Raw genomic sequence first — 25,348 nt, 5'->3', positions numbered from 1 at the left:
GATGGGGAAAATACAAAAATTACGCGAGCGCTTTACAGAATCTGGGATAGATGGAATGCTGATTACCAGCAGTTACAATCGCCGTTATATGACTGGTTTTACCGGTTCAGCCGGCGTGGTATTAATCAGTGCGGATAATGCACTCTTCATAACCGATTTCCGCTACACCGAACAGGCAGCTAAACAGTGTGAAGGATATGAAATTGTAAAACATACAGGTGCAATTCCAGAAGAAGTTGCTAAACAGGCCGAACAGCTTGGGATCAAAAAGCTAGGCTTTGAAGAGAATCATGTAACTTTTTCTTCCTATAAAGCCTATGAAAAAGCTGTTAACGCTGAACTTGTCCCTGTTTCTGACACAATTGAAAAGTTACGCTTGATAAAGACTGAATCAGAGATTAAGATAATAAAGGTGGCAGCTGACATTGCAGATGCTGCGTTTAAACATATTCTTGATGTCATTCGGCCGGGAATTACCGAACTGGAAGTATCGAATGAATTAGAATTTTTTATGAGAAAAGCGGGTGCAGTTTCATCATCGTTTGATATCATCGTAGCATCCGGATACCGTTCTGCTCTTCCGCATGGAGTCGCCAGTGATAAGGTTATTGAAAAAGGCGATTTTGTCACACTGGACTTCGGCGCTTATTATAAGGGCTATGTTTCAGATATTACCCGCACGGTTGCTGTTGGAGAACCCGAAGATAAGCTGAAAGAAATCTATACAATTGTGCAGGAAGCTCAGGAGCGGGGGATGGAAGGCATCAAACCGGGAATGAGCGGCAAAGAAGCAGATGCCTTAACTCGTGATTATATTTCCGGTAAAGGTTATGGAGAATATTTTGGCCATTCTACCGGACATGGCATCGGGCTTGAAGTGCATGAAGGGCCTGCATTGTCATTTAAGTCTGATGTTATCCTAGAACCTGGAATGGTTGTAACGGTGGAGCCGGGCATTTATATACCGGGCCTCGGCGGTGTCCGCATTGAGGATGATACAGTCATTACAAAGGATCACAACGAAACGCTTACTCATTCTACTAAAGAATTGATCATTCTTTAATTGTACACAATAGGAGGACTAACTCATGATTTCTGTAAACGATTTTCGTACGGGATTGACGATTGAAGTTGATAACGGCATTTGGCGTGTAATGGATTTCCAGCACGTTAAACCGGGAAAAGGAGCGGCATTCGTACGTTCCAAATTGCGCAACCTTCGCACAGGTGCTATTCAGGAAAAAACCTTCCGTGCAGGTGAGAAAGTAGGGAAGGCGCAAATTGATAACCGCAAAATGCAATACCTTTATGCAAATGGAGATCAGCATGTTTTCATGGACAATGAGTCTTATGAGCAAATCGAGCTGCCTGCATCAACAATTGAGTATGAATTAAAGTTTTTAAAAGAAAACATGGAAGTTGCTATTATGCTTTACCAGGGAGAGTCTCTTGGAATCGAGCTTCCTAACTCTGTTGAGCTGACAGTGACAGAAACAGAACCAGGCATTAAAGGGGATACTGCTTCCGGCGGAACGAAACCTGCTACACTTGAAACTGGCCTGACTGTACAAGTTCCTTTCTTTGTTAATGAAGGGGATAAGCTGATCATCAATACAACTGATGGTTCTTACGTGTCCCGTGCATAATTTGATAAAAAAATCCCGACTTCTCGGGATTTTTTTTTATCCTTTATATTTCCTGCCTTCAGCTCCAGGGGATATGTCAGTATCATTGCGATTATTATAATCAGGGTCAGATGCGGGAGTATTTCTGTTATCTCGTGTTCCGCCAAGATAAGCCCTGTCGCCTTTTTTTTGATATTTTAAAAATTCACCCAAGTTCTCATTCATTCTTAAACCTCATTTCTTTGGTAAGTTACTCAGTGAGACATTATTAGTATTAGCTTTTTCCTCATGATTATAAGACGAAGATCTTTTAGCTATAATATGTGAACTCTGCTGTGATTTGGCTTTCTATGTCTATGGTTCCCGGCTGGATAGGCGTGCTGACGGCACTTTTAACAAAAGTGGAGGATTGAAGCGAAACAGGCTGCTCCATGCCTAAAGTTCCTTCCGCAACGGATAACGGGGTGCTGATTAATTGTACTCTTAGTGCAGAGGCAATTGTTTCTGCCTTTTTGTAAGCATCCATTACGGCCAGACTTAATGCCTGCTGGTACAATTCAGACTGATTTTCAGCTTCGAAATGAATTCCTCTGATAGTGTTTGCACCATTATTGACTGCTGTATCCACAATAAGTCCCGTATTTTCTATCTCATCGACAGTAATGCCTAGTATATGCTCAACCCTGTATCCTCGGAAAATTTGCTTGCCATCCACAAAATCGTACTGCGGAAAAATGGTGAAATCGGAAGTTTGAATCTGCTGATCTGTTATTCCAATAGCATTAAGAGCCTTTTTGACACTTGAAATGGCAGCTGCATTCTGTTTCTGTGCCTGCAGAAGCTCCTTGTCTTCTGTTAAAACTCCCAGCTTTATGTTAGCCTGGTCAGGCTGTACAGCTAGCTTTCCCTCACCTGAAACCCTTAAAATATTTCTGTTTGATCTGGAATGGCTACCTGTGTGCACAGAATTGCGGACAAAGGGCTGATAATAATACATGAATTTCATTCCCCGCTTTCATTGAGGTATCATTCTAGAATTACGCGGGGGAAAGAGATAAAATGCTACTTAATTAATCCCAGCTGTAATTCATCAGCTGCGCAATTCTCTTTGGGATATCTGTATTCTCCATCACTCCTGTAAAAGTTTCGCTCCCATTGCCATAAGCAAATAAAGGGATCATATTGCCTGTATGTCCGCCGGTTGAGCTGAGAGATCTTACTTTATTCGTTAAAATGCCCCCATGATATTTTTCTGCAATCAGGCTTCCTATTTCCCATGCTGCTATATATTGGGGATAAACTTGGCTGTCAGTAGTCACCAGCTTGTCATTAAATGCTTTAATTTCCTGCTCGTTCAAATCAATATTTGCATACTTTTTTAAAACATCCTTCACGCTTTCTGACCGGTAAGTACCTCTATTTTCACCTTTTGCAAATTGGCTGACCATATACTGCGGGGTCGCCTTGATTTCTTTTAACTGCTGTATATCCAGCGGTTCTGATGCTGATATTCCCATTGTTTCATGATCAGCGGCAACCAATACCAGTGTCTCTTTGTCCTTTTTTGCCCATTCAACTGCATATTTTACAGCTTCATCAAATTCAATGGTTTCTTTCCAGATGCTTGTAATATCGCCTGCATGAGAAGCATGGTCAATCCTTGCGCCTTCTGCCATAAGAAAAAATCCCTGTTTTCCTTTTGAGAGTACACTGATTGCTTTTTCCGTCATTTCTTTTAAGCTTGGTTCTTTGCTGTTTTTTAGAGGACGGTCCAGTTTAAAGTTCATATATCCTTTATTGAACAATCCGAGAAGTTTTTCTCCTTTGGCATTCTGCATTTCCTCCCGGTTGGCTGCATAGTCATACCCTTTCATCCTGGCCTCGTTAATTAAATCCTTCCCGTTTTGCTTTTCCGGGCTGAAATAGGCTCTCCCGCCTCCCATTAACACATCCACCTCATTATTCAGCTGCTGGCGTGCGATTTCCTCCTGTCCAGACCATCTATTTGAAACACTTGCTGTAAAGGCGGCAGGTGTTGCATCTGTAACTGTATTTGTAGAGATAACCCCCGCCTTTTTTCCGTTTTTCTTGAATAAATCCAGAATGCTGTCTGTTTCCTTCCCATCAGGAGTGACTCCGATCATCTCATTATTCGTTTTTTTTCCAATTGCAAGTGCAGTGCCGCCAGCAGCTGAATCTGTAACGAAATTATTGGCAGATTCGGTATGAACCAATGCCGTATGGGGAAGAGACTCCAGGAACAGCCGCCCATCCTTTCCATATTCCAATTTTCTTGCTATCTCAATCTGGCCTATTCCCATTCCATCTCCAATCATCAGAATGACATTTCGCGGTCCTTTTGTATTTCCCTGATGAGCCATTCCTTCTGCAGGGAAGATGCCAAGGACTAAAAGAAGAAAAATAACCAGAATGTAAGTGCATTTAGCTTTCATAAATTGACACCAGCCTTTTACAACGTTTTTATTGGATTATTTTTTGAAAAAAAGACTTTTTTTACTCAGCGAAAAGCTTGTCCTAAATAAATGTGAAGCTTGCAAATCTAAGTCATATTGTTTTGCCTCAGGCATACATTTTAAATAATGAGAAGCTAGTCCGAAATCAGATGATGAATGGAGGAGCAGACATGGAAACGATTATAGCCTTTTTGCCGAAAAAAATTGCCGAACAAATACAGAGAATCCCTCCGCAAATCTTAGAGGATCTGGAGGAAATCAGGGTCCGTATTTCCAGGCCCATTGAGCTGACATCAAGGGGGATGCCGCATTATCTCCCTTATATAGTTGAGTCAGAGGATGCCGTGCATTTGCTGAATAAAATAAGCCACTTTTCTATTTACACACTGGAGGAAGAACTGAAGAGAGGTTATATCACAATTGAAGGCGGCCATAGGGTAGGACTGGCAGGAAAGGTCATTCTTGATCAAGGGAAAGTTAAGGCAATCAGGGATATTTCCTCTTTTAACATTAGAATTGCCAGGGAGAAAATTGGCATTGCCCAGAATCTGATTCCCAGAATTTACAGGGATGGGTGGCTGCATACCATGATTATTGGTCCGCCGCAGACTGGTAAAACAACCTTGCTGCGCGACATTGCAAGAATCATTTCATCTGGTCATCCCAATGATGACTTTCCTGCCAGCAAGGTTGGGATTGTGGATGAACGCTCCGAAATAGCAGGATGTGTGAACGGGATCCCGCAAATGACATTTGGGAATAGAATTGATGTCCTTGATGCCTGCCCAAAGGCTGAAGGCATGATGATGATGATTCGTTCCATGAGCCCCGAGGTTCTGGTTGTTGATGAAATTGGCAGGCATGAAGATGCAGAGGCCATAATGGAGGCTGTAAATGCCGGAATAAAGCTGATTATGACTACACATGGAAATTCTCTGGAGGAAATTAAAAAGCGCCCCACTTTACAAGCCATATTGGAAATGGGCATTTTTCAGCGGTTTATTGAACTGGGCAGGAAAGAAGGGCCAGGCAGCATTGTGTGCATTAGAAACTCAGACGGTGCGGGATATCCGCATAAAGCGGGCGTGATGTAAATGATGAAGGTTATTGGAGCAGTTTTGATCATCATTGCTACAACGTGGGCAGGATTTGAAGCTTCGAGGCATCTGACCGAACGGCCGCGCCAGCTTCGTCAGCTTAAATCGGCACTGCAGTCGCTGGAGGCTGAAATTATGTATGGCCATACGCCACTTCATGAAGCAGCCAGAAGACTTTCTGCTCAGCTTTCCAAGCCGTTATCCTGGTTCTTTGAATCCTTTGCAAAGAAATTGACTGATTCCGAGACGACCGTAAAGGACGCCTGGGAAGAAAGTTTGAAGGAAATATGGAAAATGACGGCTTTTAAACAAGGGGAATTCGAGATCATGAAGCAATTTGGCGAAACACTTGGCAGACATGACCGTCTTTCCCAGCAAAAGCAGATCATGCTGACCCTTTCCCACCTGGAACGTGAAGAAGCAGATGCACATGACAGACAAGTGAAATACGAGAGAATGGTCAAAAGTCTGGGTTTTTTATCCGGATTGCTCTTAATCATTTTACTAATGTAGGAAACGCCGGCAGCCTGAATTGCCGGACGCTGATCAGAGCTTAGGGGGAGAAAAGATGGGCCTAGAGGTAGATATCATATTTAAGATTGCTGGTGTCGGAATTGTGGTAGCCTTTTTGCATACTATTCTTGATCAGGTGGGCAAAAAGGAATACGCGCAATGGGTGACGCTGTTCGGATTTATATATATCTTATTCATGGTTGCTTCCATTGTAGATAACCTATTCCAAAAAATAAAATCTGTTTTTTTGTTTCAGGGTTAAAAGGGGGGCTCAGCCATTGAAATTCTGCAGATAGTCGGATTTTCGCTTGTAGCTACTTTCCTGGCGCTGATTGTTAAGGAGCAAAAACCCAATTTTGCCTTTTTACTGATTGTTTTTGTCGGCTGTGCCATCTTTCTTTTTCTGGTCGACCAAATTTATGCCATTATCCATATGATTGAAAAAATTGCCGTCAATGCAAAGGTGAATATCGTATATGTTGAAACCATTTTAAAAATAATCGGAATAGCCTATATTGCTGAATTTGCAGCCCAGATTACGAAAGATGCAGGACAGGGGGCCATTGCAGCAAAAATTGAGATGGGCGGGAAAATACTTATCCTCGCCATGGCTATCCCGATCCTTACTGTATTAATCGAAACCATCATTCGCATGATTCCGAGCTAGCTTGCGCCGGCCTGCTGAATAGGCAGGCCGCCGGAATGGACAAGCACATATTGCTGGGCAATAGACAGGGTCCTTTAGAAGAGGTGAAAAAAATGAAGCAAAGGATGCAGAAAACTTTATGGTTAAGTTTAATTCTATTCTTTTTCCTGGCACCAATTGTACAAGCCTCACCTAAGACCGGCGAAGCGGAGGAAACGATATCCCCCCAGGATTTAGTGGAATCACAGGTGGAGAAGTTAGATATTAATGAATTGAAAGGGTTTTGGGAAGAAATCACAACAGAGTATGGAGGCTTTTTGCCTGAAAGCCAAAAGGGGAGTCTCTATGAATTTATAAAGGGAGACAAGGAATTCTCACTAAAAGAGTGGGCTGCCGGCGCAATGAAGTTTGTGTTCCATGAGTTTATTGTAAATGGAAAACTGCTGGGAACCTTAATATTGCTGACGGTATTTAGCATGTTCCTCCAGACCCTGCAGAATTCATTTGAAAAAAGCACTGTAAGTAAAGCGGCATATTCAATCGTTTTCATGGTTTTAATAATTATTGCACTGAATAGCTTTCATGTTGCGATCACTTACACACAGGAAACCATTTCAACCATGGTGTCATTCATAATGGCTCTAATACCGCTGCTGCTTGCACTGATTGCTTCTTCGGGAGGTGTGGTATCCGCTGCTTTTTTCCACCCGGTGATTTTATTTCTGATGAATGTCAGTGGATTATTTATCCAGTATGTCATCCTTCCTCTCTTATTTTTATCCGCTCTGTTAAGCATCGTCAGTACATTGTCAGAGCATTACAAGGTAACCCAGCTTGCCAATCTGCTGCGGAATTGGAGCATAGGACTTCTCGGAATGTTCCTGACAGTCTTTTTGGGAGTCATTTCAGTTCAGGGAGCCTCAGCAGCGGTTACCGATGGAATTACCATACGTACAGCAAAATTTATTACTGGAAATTTCATTCCGGTCATTGGAAGGATGTTTACAGATGCGACCGATACAGTAATTAGCGCTTCAGTGCTATTGAAAAATACTGTTGGGATAGCAGGGGTCGCTATTCTTCTTATTATCGCAGCTTTTCCTGCAATCAAGATTTTAATGATTGCGTTTATATATAAATTCGCGGCAGCTATTTTGCAGCCGCTGGGGGGAGGGCCGATCATATCCTGCCTGGATATAATCAGCAAAAGCATCATCTATGTTTTTGCTGCTCTGGCCATCGTCTCCCTGATGTTTTTCCTTAGTATTACGGTTATAATAGCAGCCGGTAATTTGACCATGATGGTCAGGTAGGGAGGAAATGAAGTGGATTTCATAAAAGAATGGGTAACGAACATCATATTATTTGTTCTGCTTGCCACTGTCATAGATATGCTCCTCCCCAATTCCAAGCTTCAGAAATACACAAAAATGGTGACGGGGCTGCTGCTGATTGCGATTATTCTTACACCGATTTTAAGAATTATATCAAGTGATTTTGAAGAGGCTCTTGTTTCAGTGCCAGTTTTTGAGGCATCTGGTGAAAAAAACATGGAAAATTTAATAGAAATGAAGAAAAAAGAAATACAAGCCTCAAGTGATGCATATATTTTAGAACAAATGGCTGTCCAAATGGAAAAGGACGCAGAAGAGGAGTTGATGGAAAAGTACGGTCTGGAAATTGCGAACATTGATATTTTACTAGATGAAAGCAGTGATCAAGCCTTCCCGGATAACCTGCAAAAGGTCATGATCCAACTTAAAGCAGAAGATGCAGAAGCTGAAGCTGTAGAAGTGGTTAAAACAGTGGAAATCAATACCGGGGAACCTCTTCCATCCAGCGGACCCGATCATGAAGACGCAAAAGGAATCGCTTCTTTTCTCGCACAAAAATGGAATGTAGACGCAAACTCAATCGAAGTTCTGGCAGAAGGGGGGAATATGGATAAGGATGGATAATGAAAAAGGACCTTTTACGTGGATAAAAAAGATAATTTCTAAAGACGGGCAGTCTGACAAGAAACCTGGGAAATTCCATTATTTGCTTCTTGTTCTCCTTTTTGGAGCAGCGATCATGCTGATCAGCAATACACTGTTTCAAGAAGACAGCTCCACCGAGGATTTGTCAGTTTTTAAAAATGGGGAAGAAGTGAAGCAGGAAGAAGAGGTGCCGGCATTCGGCCAGCAGAAATCTGGGGGAAATGATACAATCTCCAATTACGAAAAGGCATATGAATCTCAAATAAAAGAGGCCCTTGATGCAATCGTAGGGGTTGAAGATGCAACAGTTGTGGTAAATGTGGATGCCACAGAGAAGAAAGTCCTTGAAAAAAACAAAACGACCCAAACACAGAAAACCGATGAAACAGATCGGGAAGGCGGCAAAAGGAAGGTTGAGGATCAGTCACAGGAAGAACAGCTTGTGATTGTCCGAAATGGAGAAAAAGAGGTTCCGATTGTCATAGAAACCAAGAAACCTGAAATAAGGGGAGTGCTGGTCGTGGCAAAAGGGGCAGAAAATATACAAGTGAAAAAATGGATTATTGAGGCAGTAACAAGGGCACTCGATGTTCCAAGTCATAGAGTATCCGTAATGCCTAAAAAAACTAAGGGGGAATAATAGATGCTTTTAAAGAAACAAACAGTCTGGCTGTTAACAATGCTGAGTTTGGTGGTTGTATTATCTGTATATTATGTAACATCTCCGGAGCAAAAAGGCAGTGATCTGGCTGCTATGGAAGAGAAGGCAAAGGGTGAAATGGAATCAGTTGAAAGTGAAGATGGCAAGGCGATCATTACAAACACTGCCAGTGATGAAATGTTTGAAACTTTGCGCCTTCAGCTTGACGATGAGCGCAGCCGCATGAAAGAGGATCTTACAGAGGTCCTCGGTCAAACAGATCTTCCGGCTGAAGAAAGAATGAAGGCAAAAGATCAAATTGATGAATTAAATGAAATCGCTCAAAAAGAAGCGATGCTAGAAACATTAATCAGAGCGATGGATTATGAAGATGTACTTGTTCGTGCTGATGGCAAGAAGGTTCAAATTACGGTTAAGGCAAAAGATCATTCAGCTTCTGCTGCAAACAATATCATTCAGGAAGTAAGGAACGAAATTGGACAGCTTGAGGCAGTAGCCGTTGAATTCCAGGTTGAGAAATAAATAATATAGAGGGAGCCTGCATAAATTCCTGCGGGCTCCTTTTTATCAGTTTATATTATGTTCGGTAAACTTTTCCTATATGTGCATGATATAAAAGTCCTGTTTACTATAGAAATCTGGCTGAATTTCATGTGAATTCCCTGAAATATTTCACAAAGGATTAGAAAAATATTAAAATGGAACAAAGGATGGAAAGAGAAATTATTATCGAGTACATAATAGGATGTTGAAGTTTTATAAGGTCTTATCGTATGATATTAGTATCTAGTCATAATTATATCATGCAGAACATTCCTGCCGTATGTTCTTATTCTATTCTATGCATAAAAGTAAGTATACGGATTAAAGGGATTGTCATGCAGTGAGAAAACAAGGGGTGCCAAAATGTTAAAAGTACAAGAAATCCGTGAACTGATTAAATTGGTTGATCAGTCAAATATTGATGAATTTGTATATGAGCATGAAGGTTCAAAAATTAAGATGAAGAAAAAGGGCAATGAAGCAGCGGTTGTTCAGCAAATTCAGCCGGCGGTTGTTCAAGCGTCAGCTCCTGCTCCGCAGCCAGTCCAGTCAGCAGCTGTGGAAGAGCCAAAAGCAGAAGCGCCAGCGCAAGTACCGGCACCGCAGGCTGATGCCGCGGAAGATTTACATAAGATTGTCTCACCAATGGTAGGGACCTTTTATCAATCATCTTCACCTGATGCCGATGCATATGTAAAAGCCGGCTCTAAGGTTACAAAAGATTCCATTGTCTGCATTGTAGAAGCAATGAAGTTATTTAATGAAATTGAAGCAGAAGTTAATGGCGAAATTGTAGAAGTGCTTGTAAAGGACGGTCAGTTAGTAGAATATGGCCAGCCACTATTTTTAGTAAAGCCTGAATAAGGAGCGGTTACAGATGATCAAAAAACTCTTGATTGCCAATAGAGGAGAAATAGCGGTGCGTATCATTAGGGCAGCCCGCGAGATGGGGATAGAATCTGTAGCTGTATTTTCAGAGGCTGACAGGGAAGCACTCCATGTTCAGCTGGCCGATGAGGCTTACTGCATTGGCCCAAAAGCGTCTAAGGACAGCTATTTGAATTTCACCAATATAATTAGTGTCGCTAAGCTTACAGGCTGTGACGCCATCCATCCAGGTTATGGATTCCTTGCTGAAAATGCAGACTTTGCTGAACTGTGCAGAGAATGCAATATTATATTTGTCGGCCCGACTCCAGAAGCCATCAGTAAAATGGGCACAAAGGATATTGCAAGGGAAACCATGAAGGAAGCAGGAGTACCGATTGTTCCTGGCTCCAACGGAATCATAAAGGATACAGAAGATGCTATTCAGCTTGCTGAAAAGATTGAATATCCGGTAATTATTAAAGCGACTGCCGGCGGAGGCGGGAAAGGAATCCGTGTAGCCCGCACTGAGCAAGAGCTTATTAAAGGAATTACCATCACTCAGCAGGAAGCATTAACGGCGTTCGGAAATCCTGGCGTTTATATTGAAAAATATATTGAGGACTTCCGCCATGTGGAGATCCAGGTTCTTGCAGATAATTATGGGAACACCGTTCATCTGGGGGAAAGGGATTGCTCCATTCAAAGGCGTCTGCAAAAGCTGCTGGAGGAAACGCCTTCACCAGCCCTTGACGGGGAAACACGTGAAGAAATGGGAAATGCAGCTGTTAAAGCAGCAAAAGCGGTTGATTATACAGGCGCTGGCACGATAGAATTTATATACGATTATCAAAATCGCAAATTCTATTTCATGGAAATGAACACACGTATTCAAGTGGAGCATCCAGTTACAGAAATGGTTACAGGGGTCGATTTAATCAAGGAGCAAATTAAGGTTGCCTCAGGTGAAAAGCTTAATTTCACACAGAGTGATGTTACATTTAGCGGCTGGTCGATCGAATGCAGAATTAATGCGGAAAACCCGGAGAAGAACTTTATGCCATCAGCAGGAAAGATCAATATGTATCTGCCTCCTGGCGGGCTGGGTGTCAGAGTGGACTCTGCTGCCTACCCTGGCTATGTGATTCCTCCATATTACGATTCAATGATTGCAAAAGTGATCACATACGGCAATACTAGAGAAGAAGCCATTTCCCGAATGAAAAGGGCATTAAGTGAGTTTGTAGTGGAAGGGGTACATACAACAATCCCATTCCACCTCAAGCTCCTAAGCCACGAAAAATTTGTGGAAGGGCAGTTTAATACGAAATTTCTTGAATTGCATGATGTAATGAATTCTTAAAGACTTGTGGAGGTGCTAAAAATGAGCGAAAATAATATTCTCGAAATGAGCCCTGAAAATTCTGGCCTTGGCAAGGTGGAAATTGCACCGGAAGTTATTGAGGTTATTGCCGGCATTGCTGCTTCAGAAGTAGAAGGCGTAGCGCAAATGCGCGGAAACTTTGCTACAGGAGTGGTTGAAAGGCTCGGTAAAAAGAACCATGGCAAAGGCGTAAAAGTCGAATTAACAGAAGAAGGCATCAAAGTTGATGTATATTGTCTTATGAAATTCGGCGTCTCCATTCCAAGCGTTGCCCAAAAAATTCAGGATAACATCCGTCAGGCCCTCCTGAATATGACTGCCCTGGACGCCCAGGAAGTAAACATTCACGTAGTAGGAATCATGTTTGAAAACCAAAAGCATGAGGTTGAATACGAACAGGAAATGTAACTCACCATCAAGCCAAAGACATAAAACCCGTCTTTGGCTTTTCTCATGGTTCATTCTCTTCATCATTCACTCCTTAAGACGTTATAAAGGAGTTTTTAAAGGGAAAATTAAATTTATAAGTTTCCAGCCTGAAATCGTGTTTCTGTCCAAACATAATGCTCTTGTTGTAGTGCGAAGATTCCTTACTTATGCTATTATCTTCTTATGCAATTTTTGGACGTGCAAATGCTCAAAAATGAAAATTACTATGTTAGCCATAAAGGGGTTTTATAAAGATGAAGAGAAGAACAGCCAGAGAAAAAGCATTGCAGGCTTTATTTCAAATTGATGTCAGTCAGACAGAACCGGAGATCGCCATCGAACATGTTTTAGAAGGTGAAAAAAGCGATGAGTACCTAAACAAACTAGTATCAGGTGTCCTCCAGCATAAAGAAACAATTGATGGAGAAATCAAAGGATTTCTTGAAAAATGGACGCTGGAGAGGCTTGCTACCGTAGACCGCAATCTTCTGCGCTTATCCGTTTTTGAGCTGCTTTATTTAGCGGAGGAAGTGCCGGCCAATGTGGTGATCGATGAAGCAATTGAAATTGCCAAACTTTACGGTGATGATCAATCCAGCAAGTTTATTAATGGTGTTTTATCAAAGGTAAAAGAAAAGCTTTAAATACAATAGAATTCTGACTCACACTGGATGTGCTGGCACTTTCTAGATGCAAGCGAGCCGGCAGTCCTTATCATAGGTGCTTCCGGGTTCCTGATAGGGGGATGAAAATGGCTGCAGAATTAATAGATGGAAAAGAAATTGCAAGAAAGAAACAGGCTCATATCGGTTCAGAAGTGCAAAAGCTGAAGGCGGAAGGGATCACACCAGGCCTGGCTGTTATTTTAGCGGGGAATAATCAGGCATCCAGAACATATGTGAAAAACAAGCAGAAAACCTGCGATAAGCTGGGAATGAATTCTATGCTTATTGAACTTCCCGAAAGCGTCACCGAGCAAGAGCTTATCAGAAAAATCAATGAGTTAAACGAAAGTGAAGATATCCATGGAATCCTTGTCCAGCTGCCGCTTCCAAGCCATATTAATGAAAAAGCCATCATCGAGATCATTTCTCCTGACAAAGATGTAGATGGGTTTCATCCCATAAATATTGGCAGGATGATGACAGCTCAGGATGCATTTATCCCCTGTACTCCCGCAGGGATAGTTGAAATGCTAAATAGCATTGGCGCAGACATTTCCGGAAAGCATGTAGTGGTAATTGGGAGAAGCAACATTGTAGGAAAGCCCGCAGGGCAGCTGTTCCTTAATGAAGACGCTACTGTCACATACTGCCATTCGAAAACGGCTGATCTGAAGGAATATACAAAGCGGGCGGATATACTGGTGGCAGCAGCAGGGAAAACGAAATTAATCACGAAAGACCATGTTAAAAATGGCGCAATCGTGATAGATGTCGGCATGAATCGAAATGAGGAAGGAAAGCTTTGCGGTGACGTTGATTTCGAGGCAGTTAAGCACAAAGCAGGATTTATTACTCCTGTTCCAGGCGGAGTGGGACCTATGACAATTACCATGTTAATGCATAATACGCTAAAAGCAGCAAAGCTTTCCATAAGCAAAATTTAAAGTAATGGCCGCCATAGATGCAAACTCTGTCCATTTCCATTATCCTGTATTTAGGAAACCTGTCATGCAGGTATAAGCATGCGGGCTGAATGGAAGGACAGTTTTTTTGCGTTATTGCTCAGCGGGAGATGCAATGCAGCTTCAGCATAAAGGAGATTGTTATGAAGGAACAGCAGTATCTGACAGTAAACTCACTGACCAAATACATAAAAAGAAAATTTGATGCCGACCCTCATTTGCAAAATATTTTGGTTAAGGGGGAAATCTCAAACTTTAAACAGCATTCAAGCGGCCATATGTACTTCACTTTAAAGGATGAGAAAGCCCGAATTTTAGCCGTAATGTTTGCAGGAAATGCGAGGACAATGAAATTTAGGCCGGAAAATGGCATGAAAATCTTAGTTCGCGGAGCCATATCCGTTTATGAATCCAGCGGGCAATATCAAATATACGTACAGGAAATGCAGCCCGACGGTATTGGTGAACTTTATCTGGCTTATGAACAGCTCAAAGAAAGACTTGAGAAAGAAGGATTCTTTTCACCTGCGCATAAAAAAGATATACCGCGTTATCCAAGAACAGTTGCGGTTATCACATCCCCTACTGGAGCTGCAATCAGAGATATTTTGACAACGCTCAAAAGGCGCTATCCAATTGCGAACATCCTTATATACCCTGCGCTTGTTCAGGGAAACCAGGCAGCTACGTCAATTGTGAAAGCGATAACGGAAGCTAATACCTCCAGGGATGCAGATGTCTTAATCATCGGCCGGGGCGGAGGATCCATTGAAGAGCTTTGGGCCTTTAATGAAGAAGCCGTAGCCAGGGCAATATTCAAGTCTGAAATACCTATAATTTCAGCTGTCGGCCATGAAACGGATTTTACAATAGCAGATTTTGTTGCAGATTTAAGGGCCCCAACCCCAACAGGAGCCGCAGAATTGGCTGTTCCGCATATCGATGACTTGATGGAAAGGCTTTTCAACAGGAAGTCACGGCTTATAAGAGCGATGAAAGAACAAGCTGCACTGCAAAATGAACGGCTTCTAAGGGTGCAGAAATCATACGCTTTCCGGTACCCGCAAAAATTGTATGAGCAAAAAATGGAACAGCTGGATAAAGTGACCGAACAGCTAATGAGAGGCTCAAGAAGGCTGCACGATTTAAAGCTGGAGCAGGCAGAAACCCTGCAAAAAAGGCTGGTTCGGAGTCATCCAGGACAGCTGAAGGATCAGGCGAAAGAAAACAATGATCGGCTTCATAAACTTTTAAACAGAACAATGGCAAACATCCTGGCTGCAAAAGAAAAGGACTTTGCGAGAGTTATTTCAACACTCGAGGCACTCAGTCCACTTAAAATTATGGATAGGGGCTATAGTCTTGCTTATTCAGAAAAGGAAACACTAATAAAGACCGTGTCCCAAGTTAAAGCGGATGATATGATAAAATTGAAGGTGTCTGATGGAACCATTGAATGCAAGGTAACGGATATTGAGGAGTGAATGGCATGGCGGAAGAAAAACAACTTTCATTTGAACAAGCAATGGAAGAACTTGAAGTTATTGTAGAAAAGCTTGAAGAGGGAGATGTTCCCCTTGAAGAGGCTATAAATATTTATAAAAAAGGCATGGAGCTTTCAAAATTATGTCATGATAAGCTTAAAAACGTGGAATCACAGCTTACGGAAATACTGACGGAGGATGGCCGTAAATCGAACTTCGCCATTCCGGAGGAGGAATAATCTTGCAGCAATCCTTAAGTTCTTTCTCTGAACTACATAAACAGAAACTGGAAATTCATTTAAAGGATTACGTACATAAATTAAACGCTCCTTCTGAGATCAAGGAATCGATGCTGTATTCACTGGAAGCCGGAGGAAAGCGGATAAGACCAATGCTGTTATTTGCTTCATTGGCTGCTTTTGGCGAGGATACGTCGAAAGGGTTGTGGACTGCGGCGGCGATTGAAATGGTCCATACTTATTCGCTCATTCACGATGACTTGCCAAGCATGGACAATGATGATTTAAGAAGAGGCAAACCGACCAACCATAAAGTATTTGGAGAAGCATTCGCCATCCTGGCAGGCGATGCCCTGCTTACTTACAGCTTCCAAACAGTTGCGGAAACGCCTGACGAATTTGCTTCTGCTGAAACAAAGCTTTCTTTAATTAAGGAGCTGTCGAAAGCATCGGGTGCTGAGGGGATGGTAGGCGGCCAGGCTGCAGACATTAAAGGGGAAGGAAAGCAGCTGGGCTTAGAGGATCTAGAGTACATCCACGTGCACAAAACGGGCAAACTGCTGGAATGCAGTGTTGTATCAGGAGCAATTTTGGCAAACGCCAGTCAGGAAACGATTCAGGCTCTATCTAAATTTGCCTATCACCTGGGACTGGCTTTTCAAATCAGGGATGATATCCTCGACCTTGAAGGGACAGAGGAGATAATTGGAAAGCCTGTAGGCAGTGATGAATCAAAAAATAAAAGCACTTATCCATCTCTTCTTTCAATGAGCGGGGCGAAAGAGGCGCTTGAAAATCATATCAGATCTGCAAAAGAAAAGCTGAGGGAAACAGGCCTTCAAACAGAGCTGCTCGAAGAAATAACAGATTTAATTGCAAACAGGGATCACTAAATCGGAAGTCAGGGTACCAAAAATGAATTAGAAAAACGATGGTCTTGCCGCTGTACTTTTGTATCAGCGGCATTTGCTGTTTAATAAAATGATGGTCTTCAATGTGTATATTTTGGTATCATAGGAATTGCTGCCGGGGAAACTTGCACCTTTTTTTCCTGTGGATGCATTAGCAGGCGGAAGAGACACCATCAAGAAAGTATATTCTGAAGCTGTTTAATATGAAAAGCATTTGGAAAATCTCTTGTAATAAGGTAATCTTAAGTTACTATCTTTTAGACAGGCTAGACGCTGTAATAAATAGGCTTTGTTAAGGCTTATACCAACACTGCCTAACATAATGTGAAAAGAAAAGGGACGAATAAGAAATGAAAGTGAGTGGTCCGCTGTATGGATCTGTTATCAATTAAAGACCCTTCCTTTTTAAAAGGGCTCTCGAATAAAGAATTGGAAAGTTTGAGTCAGGATATCCGCACTTTCCTAATAGAAAAGCTTTCAGGCACAGGCGGGCATATTGGGCCTAATCTTGGAGTTGTTGAGCTGACTGTCGCATTGCATAAATGTTTTGACAGTCCGAAGGATAAAATTATCTGGGATGTCGGACATCAGTCATACGTCCATAAAATTCTTACGGGCCGTGCGTGTCAATTCGATACTTTAAGACAATATAAAGGTCTTTGCGGATTTCCAAAAATGATTGAAAGCGAGCATGATGTATGGGAAACGGGGCATAGCTCCACTTCTTTATCTGCAGCGATGGGAATGGCTATTGCCAGAGACTTGAAAAAAGAGAATAATTATGTCATTCCAGTAATTGGGGATGGTGCATTAACAGGCGGAATGGCTTTAGAAGCCTTAAATCATATCGGTCATGAAAAAAAAGACATGATTGTCATATTAAATGATAATGAAATGTCAATTGCCCCTAATGTTGGTGCTCTTCACAATGTACTTGGAAGATTAAGGACTGCAGGCAAGTATAATTGGGTGAAAGATGAACTTGAATATTTATTAAAAAAGGTTCCGGCAGTCGGCGGAAAGCTGGCCTCAACTGCTGAAAGACTGAAAGATAGCCTAAAGTATCTATTTGTGTCAGGCATGTTCTTTGAAGAATTAGGTTTTACCTATTTGGGACCTGTCGATGGGCATAACTATGAAGCCTTATTCGAGAACCTTGCCTATGCAAAGAAAACAGAAGGCCCGGTGCTCCTCCATGTTATAACGAAAAAAGGAAAAGGCTATCACCCTGCTGAAAGCGACCGGATTGGCACATGGCATGGTACAGGCCCTTATAAAATGGAGACAGGCGACTTTGTGAAACCTGTAAGTACACCGCCAGCATGGAGCAAGCTTGTCTCCGAAACCGTCAGGGAGCTTGCGAGAGAAGATGAAAGAATCGTTGCAATTACTCCTGCAATGCCTGTTGGCTCGAAGCTTGAAGGCTTTGCAAGTGAATTTCCGGATCGGATGTATGATGTTGGTATTGCTGAACAGCACGCAGCAACGGTAGCTGCCGGGCTGGCAACCCAAAACATGAAGCCATTTCTTGCGATTTATTCTACATTCCTGCAGCGTGCTTATGACCAGCTGGTACACGATATTGCTCGCCAGAACTTAAATGTATTTATCGGAATAGACCGGGCAGGACTTGTGGGTGCAGATGGTGAAACCCATCAGGGTGTATTCGATATTGCCTTTTTAAGGCATTTGCCGAATATGGTATTGATGATGCCAAAAGATGAAAATGAAGGCCAGCATATGGTAAAAACAGCTATAGAATATAATGATGGCCCTATCGCTATGCGTTTCCCCCGCGGAAATGGCATAGGAGTGCCTATGGATACAGAACTTAAGCCAATTCCTATTGGAACATGGGAAGTTCTGCGCGATGGCAATGACGGAGCAATCTTAACCTTTGGGACAACCATTCCAATGGCTTTGAAGGCAGCTCAAATCCTGGAGAAACAGGGACACTCCATTAAAGTCATTAATGCAAGGTTTATTAAGCCGCTTGATGAAAAGATGCTGCATGAGTTGTTCGCAGACAATATGCCTATTCTCACTATAGAAGAAGCTGTGCTGCAGGGTGGCTTTGGCAGTGCAATTCTTGAATATGCTCATGATCATGGCTTCCATCAAGCGGAAATCGACCGTATGGGGATACCTGATAAATTTATTGAGCATGGCAGTGTAAATGAGCTAATGGGAGAAATTGGAATGACTGCAGAAGATGTTGTTGAGAGAATGGGAAAACTGGCAAGAAAAAAACAAAAAAGGGCTTAAAGAATGAAAACAAAGAAAGAACGATTAGACGTTTTATTAGTTGAAAGAGGTCTTGCTGAGACTAGAGAAAAAGCGAAAAGAGCAGTTATGGCCGGCCTGGTGTTCAGCAATGAAAGCAGGCTGGATAAGCCGGGCGAGAAGGTTAGTGCAGACATTCCGCTTACTTTAAAGGGGAAGGTCATGCCTTATGTCAGCCGTGGAGGCTTAAAGCTTGAGAAAGCTCTAAAAGTTTTTGATTTAGAAGTTGAAAGCAAGATCCTCCTTGACATTGGATCCTCAACAGGGGGCTTCACAGATTGTGCCCTGCAGAATGGCGCCAAATTGTCTTATGCATTAGATGTCGGCTATAATCAGCTTGCGTGGAAATTAAGGCAGGATGAACGGGTAGTTGTAATGGAAAGGACCAATTTCCGGTATGTAACCCCGGCCGATCTTTCAGCCGGTATGCCTGATTTTGCTTCCATTGATGTTTCGTTCATCTCTCTAAAGCTTATATTGCCTGTATTAAAAACGCTGCTGGTACCGGGTAGTGACACAGTTGCCCTAGTGAAACCTCAGTTTGAAGCTGGACGGGAACAGGTTGGGAAAAAGGGGATTGTCAGAGATCCTAAAGTACATGAAGCAGTGCTTGATAAAATTATCGAATTTGCACTAAGTCTCGGTTATGATGTCAAGGACGTTTCCTATTCACCCATTACAGGCGGAGACGGCAACATAGAATTTCTCCTCCATCTGTATTGGTCAGGCGTCAAAGAAGAAGGAGAAAACCTTCTTAGAGCCCAGACAGATGAGGTTGTAAAAGAAGCCCACGCCGAATTGAAAACGAAACAGGTTAAAGAAGAGGAATAGGCTGATGCCTGTTCCTTTTTTTAAAAAGGGTATATAATGTCTGCTTCGAGAACTGTCTAGTGCAAGCAGCCTGCACATTCGAGGTGTTGGGGGCGGGCAGGCCCTTACGCTTTTCTAAAAGGAATTTGTCGAGTTTTAACGAATTATAATAATTAATATACGGGAAAAATTGTACTTTAATGAGAAAATCAGCTAACATTAGAGTACAAAATACTTTAAATTAATTTTTTTCTGCCCGCTTTCAAGCGGCTGATTATAGAGGTGAAAAAATGAATAAAGGGCAAAGACATATTAAAATCCGAGAGATTATTACAAATAACGATATTGAAACACAGGATGACCTGGTGGATGAATTGAAAAACGCCGGGTTTAATGTAACCCAGGCGACTGTTTCAAGAGATATTAAAGAGCTTCACCTTGTGAAAGTTCCTTTAATGGACGGAAGATACAAATACAGTCTTCCAGCGGACCAGCGGTTCAATCCGCTGCAAAAGCTTAAAAGAAATTTAATGGATGCCTTTGTCAGAGTGGATACTGCAGGACATCTCCTTGTAATGAAGACTCTCCCCGGTAATGCCATGGCTATTGGCGCACTTATTGATAATCTTGACTGGGAAGAGATTCTGGGGACAATCTGCGGGGACGACACATGCCTGATCATATGTAAAACCCCAGAAGATACAGAAGCAATTTCAAACCGTTTTCTTGAAATGCTGTAGATAATTCAAGCTCCGGGCGCCATCGCTTCGGTCTTAAGCCGATAGGCTGGCGTTCATCGCTTTTCTTATGAGGTGATATGATTGTTAAACGAAATATCCATACGAAATTTTGCCATAATCGAAGCCCTTTCTGTCTCATTTGAAAAGGGCTTAACTGTTTTAACTGGTGAAACAGGGGCAGGAAAGTCTATCATAATCGATGCCATTCACTTGCTGGCCGGAGGCAGGGGATCTGCAGAATTTGTCCGCCATGGTGAGGATAAGGCTGAAATTGAGGGGCTTTTTATCCTGGATGATCCTAAACATCCTTGCTATAAACGGTCTGCTGAATTTGGGATAGAGATTGAAGATGGAATGATTGTTCTCCGCAGGGATATATCAAAGACAGGGAAAAGCGTCTGCAGAGTGAACGGAAAACTTGTCACTATTTCTGTATTGAGAGAAATCGGAAGTTCCCTTATTGATATACATGGACAGCACGAACATCAGGAATTAATGGATGAAACCTTTCATCTTCCTCTCCTCGATCAGTTTGGGGGATCCAAAATATCCGCTGCTTTAACTGAATACCAGGATATCTACAGGTTATTTGAAAGCACACTGAAAAAGCTGAAGAATTTAAGTGAGAATGAACAGCAAATGGCGCACCGGCTTGATTTAATTCAATTTCAGCTGGATGAAATTCAGTCGGCTCAGCTGAAATTGAACGAAGATGAAGATTTGATTGAAGAAAAAAGAAAGCTTTCCAATTATGAACGTATTTTTGATTCTCTTCAGTCAGGCTATAATGCCCTTCAAGGAGAACAAAAAGGGCTTGATTGGATCGGGATGGTTATGGGCTATATGAATGATGCCGCGGAACTGGACCCCGCCTATAAAGAAATAGCGGAAAATGTGACAAACAGTTTTTATTTGCTTGAAGATGCAGCCAGATCACTCCGCAATGAAATGGACTTCATGGAATATGATTCCCATAGACTTAATGAAATAGAAAGCAGATTGAATGAAATTAATGGGCTAAAAAGAAAATATGGAAAAACGGTTGAAGAAGTGCTGGAATACGCTGCACAGATAGAAGAAGAAATTGAAACCCTGCAAAATAAAGAAACCCATATTGATAAACTGCAAAAGGAAGTTGCTGCCCTGAAAAAAGACCTTCTGGTTGAAGGAGAAGAATTGAGCAAGCTGCGCAGGAGATCTGCTCTTAAACTTACCAAGTTAATTCACAAAGAGCTTAAGGAATTATATATGGAAAAGACAGTTTTTGAGGTCAGATTCTTTTCCGATTCCGAAGTCTTCCTGAAGAACGGGATTGACAGGGCGGAGTTCTATATTTCCACCAATCCGGGAGAACCGCTCAAGCCGCTGTCTAAAATAGCGTCAGGCGGTGAATTGTCCCGAATCATGCTTGCTTTAAAGAGCATTTTCTCAAAACATCAGGGTGTCACAAGTATTATTTTCGATGAGGTGGACACAGGCGTGAGCGGCAGGGTTGCGCAAGCCATTGCGGAGAAGATCCATCATGTTTCCGTGGATTCACAAGTGCTGTGCATCTCTCATCTTCCGCAGGTTGCGGCCATGGCAGATACTCATTTATTCATTGCTAAAAACACAAAGGATGGGCGTACGAAAACAACAGTAAAACCGCTGACCGAAGATGAGAAAGTCAAAGAAATCGGCCGTATGATTTCAGGAGTGGAAATTACTGATTTAACAAAAGAGCATGCGAAAGAGCTGCTGCATCTGGCTAATCAGCTAAAGTAATTTTGATCAATTATAAGGTCTGTTCCCACCAGATGCGCTATCAGATCTAATACCTTGAAAAGCTATCCAAAGCAGGATAGCTTTTTTTATGTGAATGGCTGTTATAAATGCCTCCGATGCAGGCAAAATTAAAGATGTAGCCATTTGACGTGGATGGACTAGAAGCGAGGAGAGTGAAAAATTTGACATATGATGTTTTGCGCAAAATAATTGGTGGAATTCTCCTTGTTTCATTAATTGCTTTAGGTTTTTCCAAGCCTGTTCAGGAATATTTGCAAATACCTGCAAATATTACTCTTTTTGAAGGGCAGCAGCTGGACATTGCAAAGGCAGAAGCAGTGTCGGCCGGACTGTCCATAGATAATAAAAGTGTTTCACTTAATGAAGATAACCATTCGATTTCTCTTCATGCAAAAGAAAATGGAAAAAATGAAATGCTTCTCGAACTGGCGGGTTTTCCGATAAAGAAAGTTGACGTTAATGTCTTAAAAGATTTTAAAGTAATTCCAGGAGGCCAATCGATCGGGGTTAAACTGAATACAGTAGGCGTGTTAGTAGTTGGACACCATCAGGTTAATACGGCTGAAGGAAAAGCTTCGCCGGGCGAAACGGCCGGCATAAAGATTGGAGATATCATTACAGAAATCAATGGAAAGAAAATAGAAAAAATGTCAGATGTTGCTCCCTTTGTTCAAGAAGCAGGCAAAAGCGGCAATCCGCTCCAAATCATCGTAAGCCGTGAGAGCGGAAAGGTGAAAACAGAACTGACTCCCTTGAAAGAAAACGGGGAAGAAACCTATAAGCTTGGATTATATATACGTGACTCTGCAGCAGGCATTGGGACGATGACTTTCTATCACCCGGAATCAAAAAAATATGGAGCACTCGGCCATGTTATTTCCGATATGGATACAAAGAAGCCAATTGTGGTTGAAGACGGGCAAATTGTCAGATCGACTGTTACTTCAATTGAAAAAGGCAGCAATGGCAACCCCGGTGAAAAACTGGCACGATTTTCTTCAGATAAAGAAATAATCGGGAATATTGTCAGGAACAGTCCATTCGGAATATTTGGGGAATTAAACCGGGATATGAAGAACGGAATTTTTGACAAACCGATGCCTATAGCCTTATCTCATCAAGTGAAAGAGGGAGCTGCCCAAATTTTAACTGTGGTCGACAATGATGAAGTGCAATTGTTCGATATTGAAATTGTCAGTACGATTCCGCAGAAGTTTCCGGCAACAAAAGGAATGGTCATAAAAGTGACGGATCAGAAGCTGCTTGATAAAACAGGCGGCATAGTCCAGGGGATGAGCGGAAGCCCGATTATCCAGGATGGCAAGATTATTGGAGCAGTGACCCATGTATTTGTAAACGACCCTACTTCAGGATATGGTGTTCATATTGAATGGATGTTAAATGAAGCAGGTATTGATATATATGAAAAAGCAGAAGAGAAAGCATCCTAATACTGAATGGTCTTGAAAAAGGCGGGTAAAACCCGTCTTTTTTTTGTCTGTTCTTGTGCTGTTTACAGGCCACATTATAGGCCTAACAAAAACTATAAAGAAAACAGCTATAGTTATGTTAAAATGAAAATAAAGATTTTTCGACAAAAATACACGAATTATAAAGAGTGTGGCGAAATCAGTCGAAAACAGAAGAAAAACAAAGAATAAATGAGATATAGTTGGTTTTTTAAGAAAATTTCAAAAAAGTAGAGGAATTTTTGTTGCATTGTCGAATTTCTCATTTAGAATAGAAAATAGATATTAAAAAGAGCGTGTTCGAAAATGAACATTTGTTAAAGAGACCATAATTGGACCGAGGAGGAAAGTAAGTGAAAAAAATAAAAGTTTGTGTTGTGGATGATAATAGGGAACTGGTCGGACTTTTAGAGGAATATATATCTTCCCAGGAAGACATGGAAGTTGCCGGTGTGGCACATAATGGACAGGATTGCCTCGAAATATTAGAGCAGACACAGCCCGACGTTCTAGTATTGGATATTATCATGCCTCACTTGGATGGACTTGCTGTACTCGAAAAAATGAGAGATTTAAATTTGAAAACACTCCCTAATGTAATCATGCTCACCGCATTCGGACAGGAAGATGTTACCAAGAAGGCGGTGGATTTGGGAGCTTCATACTTTATCCTCAAACCATTTGACATGGACAATTTGGCAAGTCATATACGTCAGGTCAGCGGAAAATCAAATTCTTTTCTCCGCAAGCCAGCTCCATCTTACCGTCCTCAGGCAGAAGCAAAGCCTAAGAACCTGGATGCCAGCATCACCAGCATCATCCATGAAATTGGCGTTCCTGCCCATATTAAAGGATACTTATATCTCCGTGAAGCCATTTCAATGGTGTACAATGATATAGAACTTCTCGGTTCCATTACAAAAGTGCTTTACCCTGATATTGCTAAGAAGTTTAATACTACTGCAAGCCGTGTGGAGCGTGCAATCCGCCATGCGATTGAAGTTGCGTGGAGCCGCGGTAATATTGATTCCATTTCATCTCTTTTCGGATATACAGTCAGCATGACAAAAGCAAAGCCAACCAACTCAGAATTCATTGCAATGGTTGCAGATAAGCTGCGTCTGGAGCACAAAGCTTCTTGAAAGGGTAAGGACTTATAACAAAATAATTTATTTGCTATGCTGCGCTCCTTATGGGGCGTTTTTTATTGTCCCTCAAAACTCAGCGGAAACAAATAAGTTCAGTTTGAAAATTTTTTTCAAACTGAACTTATTAATTTATTTCTTTTCTTCTTTCTCAAGCTCCATCATCTTTTGAATCAAGATGTGCTGAGGCATGTGCATGATTTGCTCAAGAGGAAGATTTAGTTTTTCAGCAAGCTTTAATGCTGTTTCCGGTGATATTTGTAGCGGCTTCACTTTTTATCCCCCACTAACTTATTTGGTTTTAAATCGATCCTGAACTTTGTTTCTCTTTCGATCGCGATAAAGAATAAATCCTGCGATAAAGCCAAGACCTATGATTAAGAAAAGGAAACCTGAAACAAATTGAAGCCATAAATATGGAAATGGGCTTTGCAGGATGCCAAAGACCATATCTCTCATTAATTTTATCCCATAGACAGCCAATATGCCTGGCAGAAGTAAAATTAATAAAGCAATTAGTCTAATCATAAAAAAATTCCCTTCAAATCGAATTACCTACCGAAATCATAAATCATTAAATAAATTTGTCAAGTACCGCTGCTATGCTAAAATAAATTCATGAAGAATGTTGCACGGA

General features: G+C 41.8%; 29 protein-coding genes. 24 read left to right on the top strand and 5 right to left on the bottom strand.

Annotation, left to right across the window (positions count from 1 at the left end):
- The first annotated feature begins 1 nt into the window (after position 1).
- Positions 2 to 1,063, top strand: coding sequence for a M24 family metallopeptidase (locus tag DFO72_RS02050; RefSeq protein ID WP_113884387.1), 1,062 nt, complete (start codon positions 2 to 4; stop codon positions 1,061 to 1,063).
- A gap of 25 nt (positions 1,064 to 1,088) precedes the next feature.
- Positions 1,089 to 1,646, top strand: a complete 558-nt coding sequence (efp, locus tag DFO72_RS02045; protein ID WP_113884388.1) for an elongation factor P — start codon at positions 1,089 to 1,091, stop codon at positions 1,644 to 1,646.
- Positions 1,647 to 1,682: 36 nt separating this feature from the next.
- On the opposite strand, the gene DFO72_RS29235 is transcribed toward efp, so the two are convergent.
- The 3 genes from DFO72_RS29235 to DFO72_RS02035 form a co-directional block, all read right to left on the bottom strand.
- Entirely contained in the window at positions 1,683 to 1,850 is a 168-nt protein-coding gene (locus DFO72_RS29235; RefSeq protein WP_166672405.1) for a hypothetical protein, read from the bottom strand.
- Positions 1,851 to 1,935: 85 nt separating this feature from the next.
- Positions 1,936 to 2,622: an SIMPL domain-containing protein gene (locus tag DFO72_RS02040; RefSeq protein WP_113884389.1), complete on the bottom strand. Its 687-nt coding sequence runs from the start codon at positions 2,620 to 2,622 to the stop codon at positions 1,936 to 1,938.
- 73 nt (positions 2,623 to 2,695) lie between these two features.
- Complete coding sequence (locus DFO72_RS02035) at positions 2,696 to 4,078, bottom strand: alkaline phosphatase (protein WP_113884390.1); 1,383 nt, start codon at positions 4,076 to 4,078, stop codon at positions 2,696 to 2,698.
- Positions 4,079 to 4,269: 191 nt separating this feature from the next.
- On the opposite strand from DFO72_RS02035, the gene spoIIIAA reads away from it, so the two are divergent.
- The 22 genes from spoIIIAA (at position 4,270) to spo0A (ending at position 24,708) form a co-directional block, all read left to right on the top strand.
- Entirely contained in the window at positions 4,270 to 5,193 is a 924-nt protein-coding gene (gene spoIIIAA, locus DFO72_RS02030) for a stage III sporulation protein AA (RefSeq protein WP_113884391.1), read from the top strand.
- Positions 5,194 to 5,709 carry a stage III sporulation protein SpoIIIAB gene (gene spoIIIAB / locus DFO72_RS02025; RefSeq protein ID WP_113884392.1) on the top strand — a complete coding sequence of 172 codons (516 nt, stop codon included), beginning with the start codon at positions 5,194 to 5,196 and terminating at the stop codon, positions 5,707 to 5,709.
- Between the two features lie 55 nt (positions 5,710 to 5,764).
- Positions 5,765 to 5,971, top strand: a complete 207-nt coding sequence (gene spoIIIAC, locus DFO72_RS02020; RefSeq protein ID WP_009332905.1) for a stage III sporulation protein AC — start codon at positions 5,765 to 5,767, stop codon at positions 5,969 to 5,971.
- Between the two features lie 15 nt (positions 5,972 to 5,986).
- The gene (gene spoIIIAD, locus DFO72_RS02015) at positions 5,987 to 6,376 is read left to right on the top strand and encodes a stage III sporulation protein AD (RefSeq protein WP_172581968.1); all 390 of its coding nucleotides are present in this window, start codon (positions 5,987 to 5,989) and stop codon (positions 6,374 to 6,376) included.
- Positions 6,377 to 6,468: 92 nt separating this feature from the next.
- Positions 6,469 to 7,668, top strand: a complete 1,200-nt coding sequence (gene spoIIIAE, locus DFO72_RS02010; protein WP_113884534.1) for a stage III sporulation protein AE — start codon at positions 6,469 to 6,471, stop codon at positions 7,666 to 7,668.
- A 12-nt stretch (positions 7,669 to 7,680) separates the two neighbouring features.
- Positions 7,681 to 8,313 carry a stage III sporulation protein AF gene (gene spoIIIAF, locus DFO72_RS02005; RefSeq protein ID WP_113884393.1) on the top strand — a complete coding sequence of 211 codons (633 nt, stop codon included), beginning with the start codon at positions 7,681 to 7,683 and terminating at the stop codon, positions 8,311 to 8,313.
- On the top strand, positions 8,306 to 8,974 hold the full coding sequence (gene spoIIIAG, locus DFO72_RS02000; protein ID WP_113884394.1) for a stage III sporulation protein AG: 669 nt from the start codon (positions 8,306 to 8,308) through the stop codon (positions 8,972 to 8,974). Before spoIIIAF ends, spoIIIAG begins: the two co-directional genes overlap by 8 nt.
- A gap of 3 nt (positions 8,975 to 8,977) precedes the next feature.
- Positions 8,978 to 9,517 carry a SpoIIIAH-like family protein gene (locus DFO72_RS01995; protein WP_113884395.1) on the top strand — a complete coding sequence of 180 codons (540 nt, stop codon included), beginning with the start codon at positions 8,978 to 8,980 and terminating at the stop codon, positions 9,515 to 9,517.
- A 384-nt stretch (positions 9,518 to 9,901) separates the two neighbouring features.
- On the top strand, positions 9,902 to 10,402 hold the full coding sequence (accB, locus tag DFO72_RS01990) for an acetyl-CoA carboxylase biotin carboxyl carrier protein (RefSeq protein ID WP_113884396.1): 501 nt from the start codon (positions 9,902 to 9,904) through the stop codon (positions 10,400 to 10,402).
- A 13-nt stretch (positions 10,403 to 10,415) separates the two neighbouring features.
- Positions 10,416 to 11,768 carry an acetyl-CoA carboxylase biotin carboxylase subunit gene (gene accC / locus DFO72_RS01985; protein ID WP_113884397.1) on the top strand — a complete coding sequence of 451 codons (1,353 nt, stop codon included), beginning with the start codon at positions 10,416 to 10,418 and terminating at the stop codon, positions 11,766 to 11,768.
- A gap of 21 nt (positions 11,769 to 11,789) precedes the next feature.
- Complete coding sequence (locus DFO72_RS01980) at positions 11,790 to 12,197, top strand: Asp23/Gls24 family envelope stress response protein (protein ID WP_009332897.1); 408 nt, start codon at positions 11,790 to 11,792, stop codon at positions 12,195 to 12,197.
- A gap of 275 nt (positions 12,198 to 12,472) precedes the next feature.
- Positions 12,473 to 12,862 (top strand): transcription antitermination factor NusB, encoded by a 390-nt coding sequence (gene nusB, locus DFO72_RS01975; RefSeq protein WP_113884398.1) that lies wholly within the window; start codon positions 12,473 to 12,475, stop codon positions 12,860 to 12,862.
- A gap of 107 nt (positions 12,863 to 12,969) precedes the next feature.
- A complete protein-coding gene (folD, locus tag DFO72_RS01970; protein WP_113884399.1) occupies positions 12,970 to 13,827 on the top strand; it encodes a bifunctional methylenetetrahydrofolate dehydrogenase/methenyltetrahydrofolate cyclohydrolase FolD in 858 nt (285 codons plus the stop codon).
- A 161-nt stretch (positions 13,828 to 13,988) separates the two neighbouring features.
- Positions 13,989 to 15,329, top strand: a complete 1,341-nt coding sequence (gene xseA / locus DFO72_RS01965; RefSeq protein WP_113884535.1) for an exodeoxyribonuclease VII large subunit — start codon at positions 13,989 to 13,991, stop codon at positions 15,327 to 15,329.
- 5 nt (positions 15,330 to 15,334) lie between these two features.
- Positions 15,335 to 15,568 (top strand): exodeoxyribonuclease VII small subunit, encoded by a 234-nt coding sequence (xseB, locus tag DFO72_RS01960; RefSeq protein WP_113884400.1) that lies wholly within the window; start codon positions 15,335 to 15,337, stop codon positions 15,566 to 15,568.
- 2 nt (positions 15,569 to 15,570) lie between these two features.
- Positions 15,571 to 16,461, top strand: coding sequence for a polyprenyl synthetase family protein (locus DFO72_RS01955; RefSeq protein ID WP_113884401.1), 891 nt, complete (start codon positions 15,571 to 15,573; stop codon positions 16,459 to 16,461).
- A gap of 390 nt (positions 16,462 to 16,851) precedes the next feature.
- A complete protein-coding gene (gene dxs, locus DFO72_RS01950) occupies positions 16,852 to 18,744 on the top strand; it encodes a 1-deoxy-D-xylulose-5-phosphate synthase (protein ID WP_113884402.1) in 1,893 nt (630 codons plus the stop codon).
- A gap of 3 nt (positions 18,745 to 18,747) precedes the next feature.
- Positions 18,748 to 19,593 carry a TlyA family RNA methyltransferase gene (locus DFO72_RS01945; RefSeq protein WP_113884403.1) on the top strand — a complete coding sequence of 282 codons (846 nt, stop codon included), beginning with the start codon at positions 18,748 to 18,750 and terminating at the stop codon, positions 19,591 to 19,593.
- Between the two features lie 269 nt (positions 19,594 to 19,862).
- Positions 19,863 to 20,312, top strand: a complete 450-nt coding sequence (ahrC, locus tag DFO72_RS01940; RefSeq protein WP_009332889.1) for a transcriptional regulator AhrC/ArgR — start codon at positions 19,863 to 19,865, stop codon at positions 20,310 to 20,312.
- Between the two features lie 81 nt (positions 20,313 to 20,393).
- A complete protein-coding gene (gene recN / locus DFO72_RS01935; protein WP_113884404.1) occupies positions 20,394 to 22,076 on the top strand; it encodes a DNA repair protein RecN in 1,683 nt (560 codons plus the stop codon).
- Positions 22,077 to 22,258: 182 nt separating this feature from the next.
- Entirely contained in the window at positions 22,259 to 23,548 is a 1,290-nt protein-coding gene (gene spoIVB, locus DFO72_RS01930) for a SpoIVB peptidase (protein WP_113884406.1), read from the top strand.
- Between the two features lie 371 nt (positions 23,549 to 23,919).
- Positions 23,920 to 24,708: a sporulation transcription factor Spo0A gene (gene spo0A, locus DFO72_RS01925; protein ID WP_113884407.1), complete on the top strand. Its 789-nt coding sequence runs from the start codon at positions 23,920 to 23,922 to the stop codon at positions 24,706 to 24,708.
- 135 nt (positions 24,709 to 24,843) lie between these two features.
- Here the strand turns inward: spo0A and DFO72_RS01920 are convergent, their stop codons facing one another.
- Together DFO72_RS01920 and DFO72_RS01915 are read right to left on the bottom strand one after the other, a co-directional pair.
- Positions 24,844 to 24,984, bottom strand: a complete 141-nt coding sequence (locus DFO72_RS01920; RefSeq protein ID WP_113884408.1) for a YycC family protein — start codon at positions 24,982 to 24,984, stop codon at positions 24,844 to 24,846.
- 18 nt (positions 24,985 to 25,002) lie between these two features.
- Positions 25,003 to 25,239, bottom strand: coding sequence for a DUF2627 domain-containing protein (locus DFO72_RS01915; protein ID WP_113884409.1), 237 nt, complete (start codon positions 25,237 to 25,239; stop codon positions 25,003 to 25,005).
- Between the last annotated feature and the right edge of the window lie 109 nt (positions 25,240 to 25,348).

This window comes from Cytobacillus oceanisediminis (assembly GCF_004366035.1).
Lineage (GTDB): Bacteria > Bacillota > Bacilli > Bacillales > Cytobacillaceae > Cytobacillus > Cytobacillus oceanisediminis_C.
Note: the sequence above shows the minus strand (reverse complement) of the source record. Positions and strands in the feature narration are given on the sequence as shown.

Bases quoted from the DNA above. Each gene is read 5' to 3' on its own strand.
- DFO72_RS02050 (WP_113884387.1), top strand. From the start codon at position 2: ATGGGGAAAATACAAAAATTACGCGAGCGCTTTACAGAATCTGGGATA.
- efp (WP_113884388.1), top strand. From the start codon at position 1,089: ATGATTTCTGTAAACGATTTTCGTACGGGATTGACGATTGAAGTTGAT.
- DFO72_RS29235 (WP_166672405.1), bottom strand. From the start codon at position 1,850: ATGAATGAGAACTTGGGTGAATTTTTAAAATATCAAAAAAAAGGCGAC.
- DFO72_RS02040 (WP_113884389.1), bottom strand. From the start codon at position 2,622: ATGTATTATTATCAGCCCTTTGTCCGCAATTCTGTGCACACAGGTAGC.
- DFO72_RS02035 (WP_113884390.1), bottom strand. From the start codon at position 4,078: ATGAAAGCTAAATGCACTTACATTCTGGTTATTTTTCTTCTTTTAGTC.
- spoIIIAA (WP_113884391.1), top strand. From the start codon at position 4,270: ATGGAAACGATTATAGCCTTTTTGCCGAAAAAAATTGCCGAACAAATA.
- spoIIIAB (WP_113884392.1), top strand. From the start codon at position 5,194: ATGATGAAGGTTATTGGAGCAGTTTTGATCATCATTGCTACAACGTGG.
- spoIIIAC (WP_009332905.1), top strand. From the start codon at position 5,765: ATGGGCCTAGAGGTAGATATCATATTTAAGATTGCTGGTGTCGGAATT.
- spoIIIAE (WP_113884534.1), top strand. From the start codon at position 6,469: ATGAAGCAAAGGATGCAGAAAACTTTATGGTTAAGTTTAATTCTATTC.
- spoIIIAG (WP_113884394.1), top strand. From the start codon at position 8,306: ATGGATAATGAAAAAGGACCTTTTACGTGGATAAAAAAGATAATTTCT.
- DFO72_RS01995 (WP_113884395.1), top strand. From the start codon at position 8,978: ATGCTTTTAAAGAAACAAACAGTCTGGCTGTTAACAATGCTGAGTTTG.
- accB (WP_113884396.1), top strand. From the start codon at position 9,902: ATGTTAAAAGTACAAGAAATCCGTGAACTGATTAAATTGGTTGATCAG.
- accC (WP_113884397.1), top strand. From the start codon at position 10,416: ATGATCAAAAAACTCTTGATTGCCAATAGAGGAGAAATAGCGGTGCGT.
- DFO72_RS01980 (WP_009332897.1), top strand. From the start codon at position 11,790: ATGAGCGAAAATAATATTCTCGAAATGAGCCCTGAAAATTCTGGCCTT.
- nusB (WP_113884398.1), top strand. From the start codon at position 12,473: ATGAAGAGAAGAACAGCCAGAGAAAAAGCATTGCAGGCTTTATTTCAA.
- folD (WP_113884399.1), top strand. From the start codon at position 12,970: ATGGCTGCAGAATTAATAGATGGAAAAGAAATTGCAAGAAAGAAACAG.
- xseA (WP_113884535.1), top strand. From the start codon at position 13,989: ATGAAGGAACAGCAGTATCTGACAGTAAACTCACTGACCAAATACATA.
- xseB (WP_113884400.1), top strand. From the start codon at position 15,335: ATGGCGGAAGAAAAACAACTTTCATTTGAACAAGCAATGGAAGAACTT.
- dxs (WP_113884402.1), top strand. From the start codon at position 16,852: ATGGATCTGTTATCAATTAAAGACCCTTCCTTTTTAAAAGGGCTCTCG.
- DFO72_RS01945 (WP_113884403.1), top strand. From the start codon at position 18,748: ATGAAAACAAAGAAAGAACGATTAGACGTTTTATTAGTTGAAAGAGGT.
- ahrC (WP_009332889.1), top strand. From the start codon at position 19,863: ATGAATAAAGGGCAAAGACATATTAAAATCCGAGAGATTATTACAAAT.
- DFO72_RS01915 (WP_113884409.1), bottom strand. From the start codon at position 25,239: ATGATTAGACTAATTGCTTTATTAATTTTACTTCTGCCAGGCATATTG.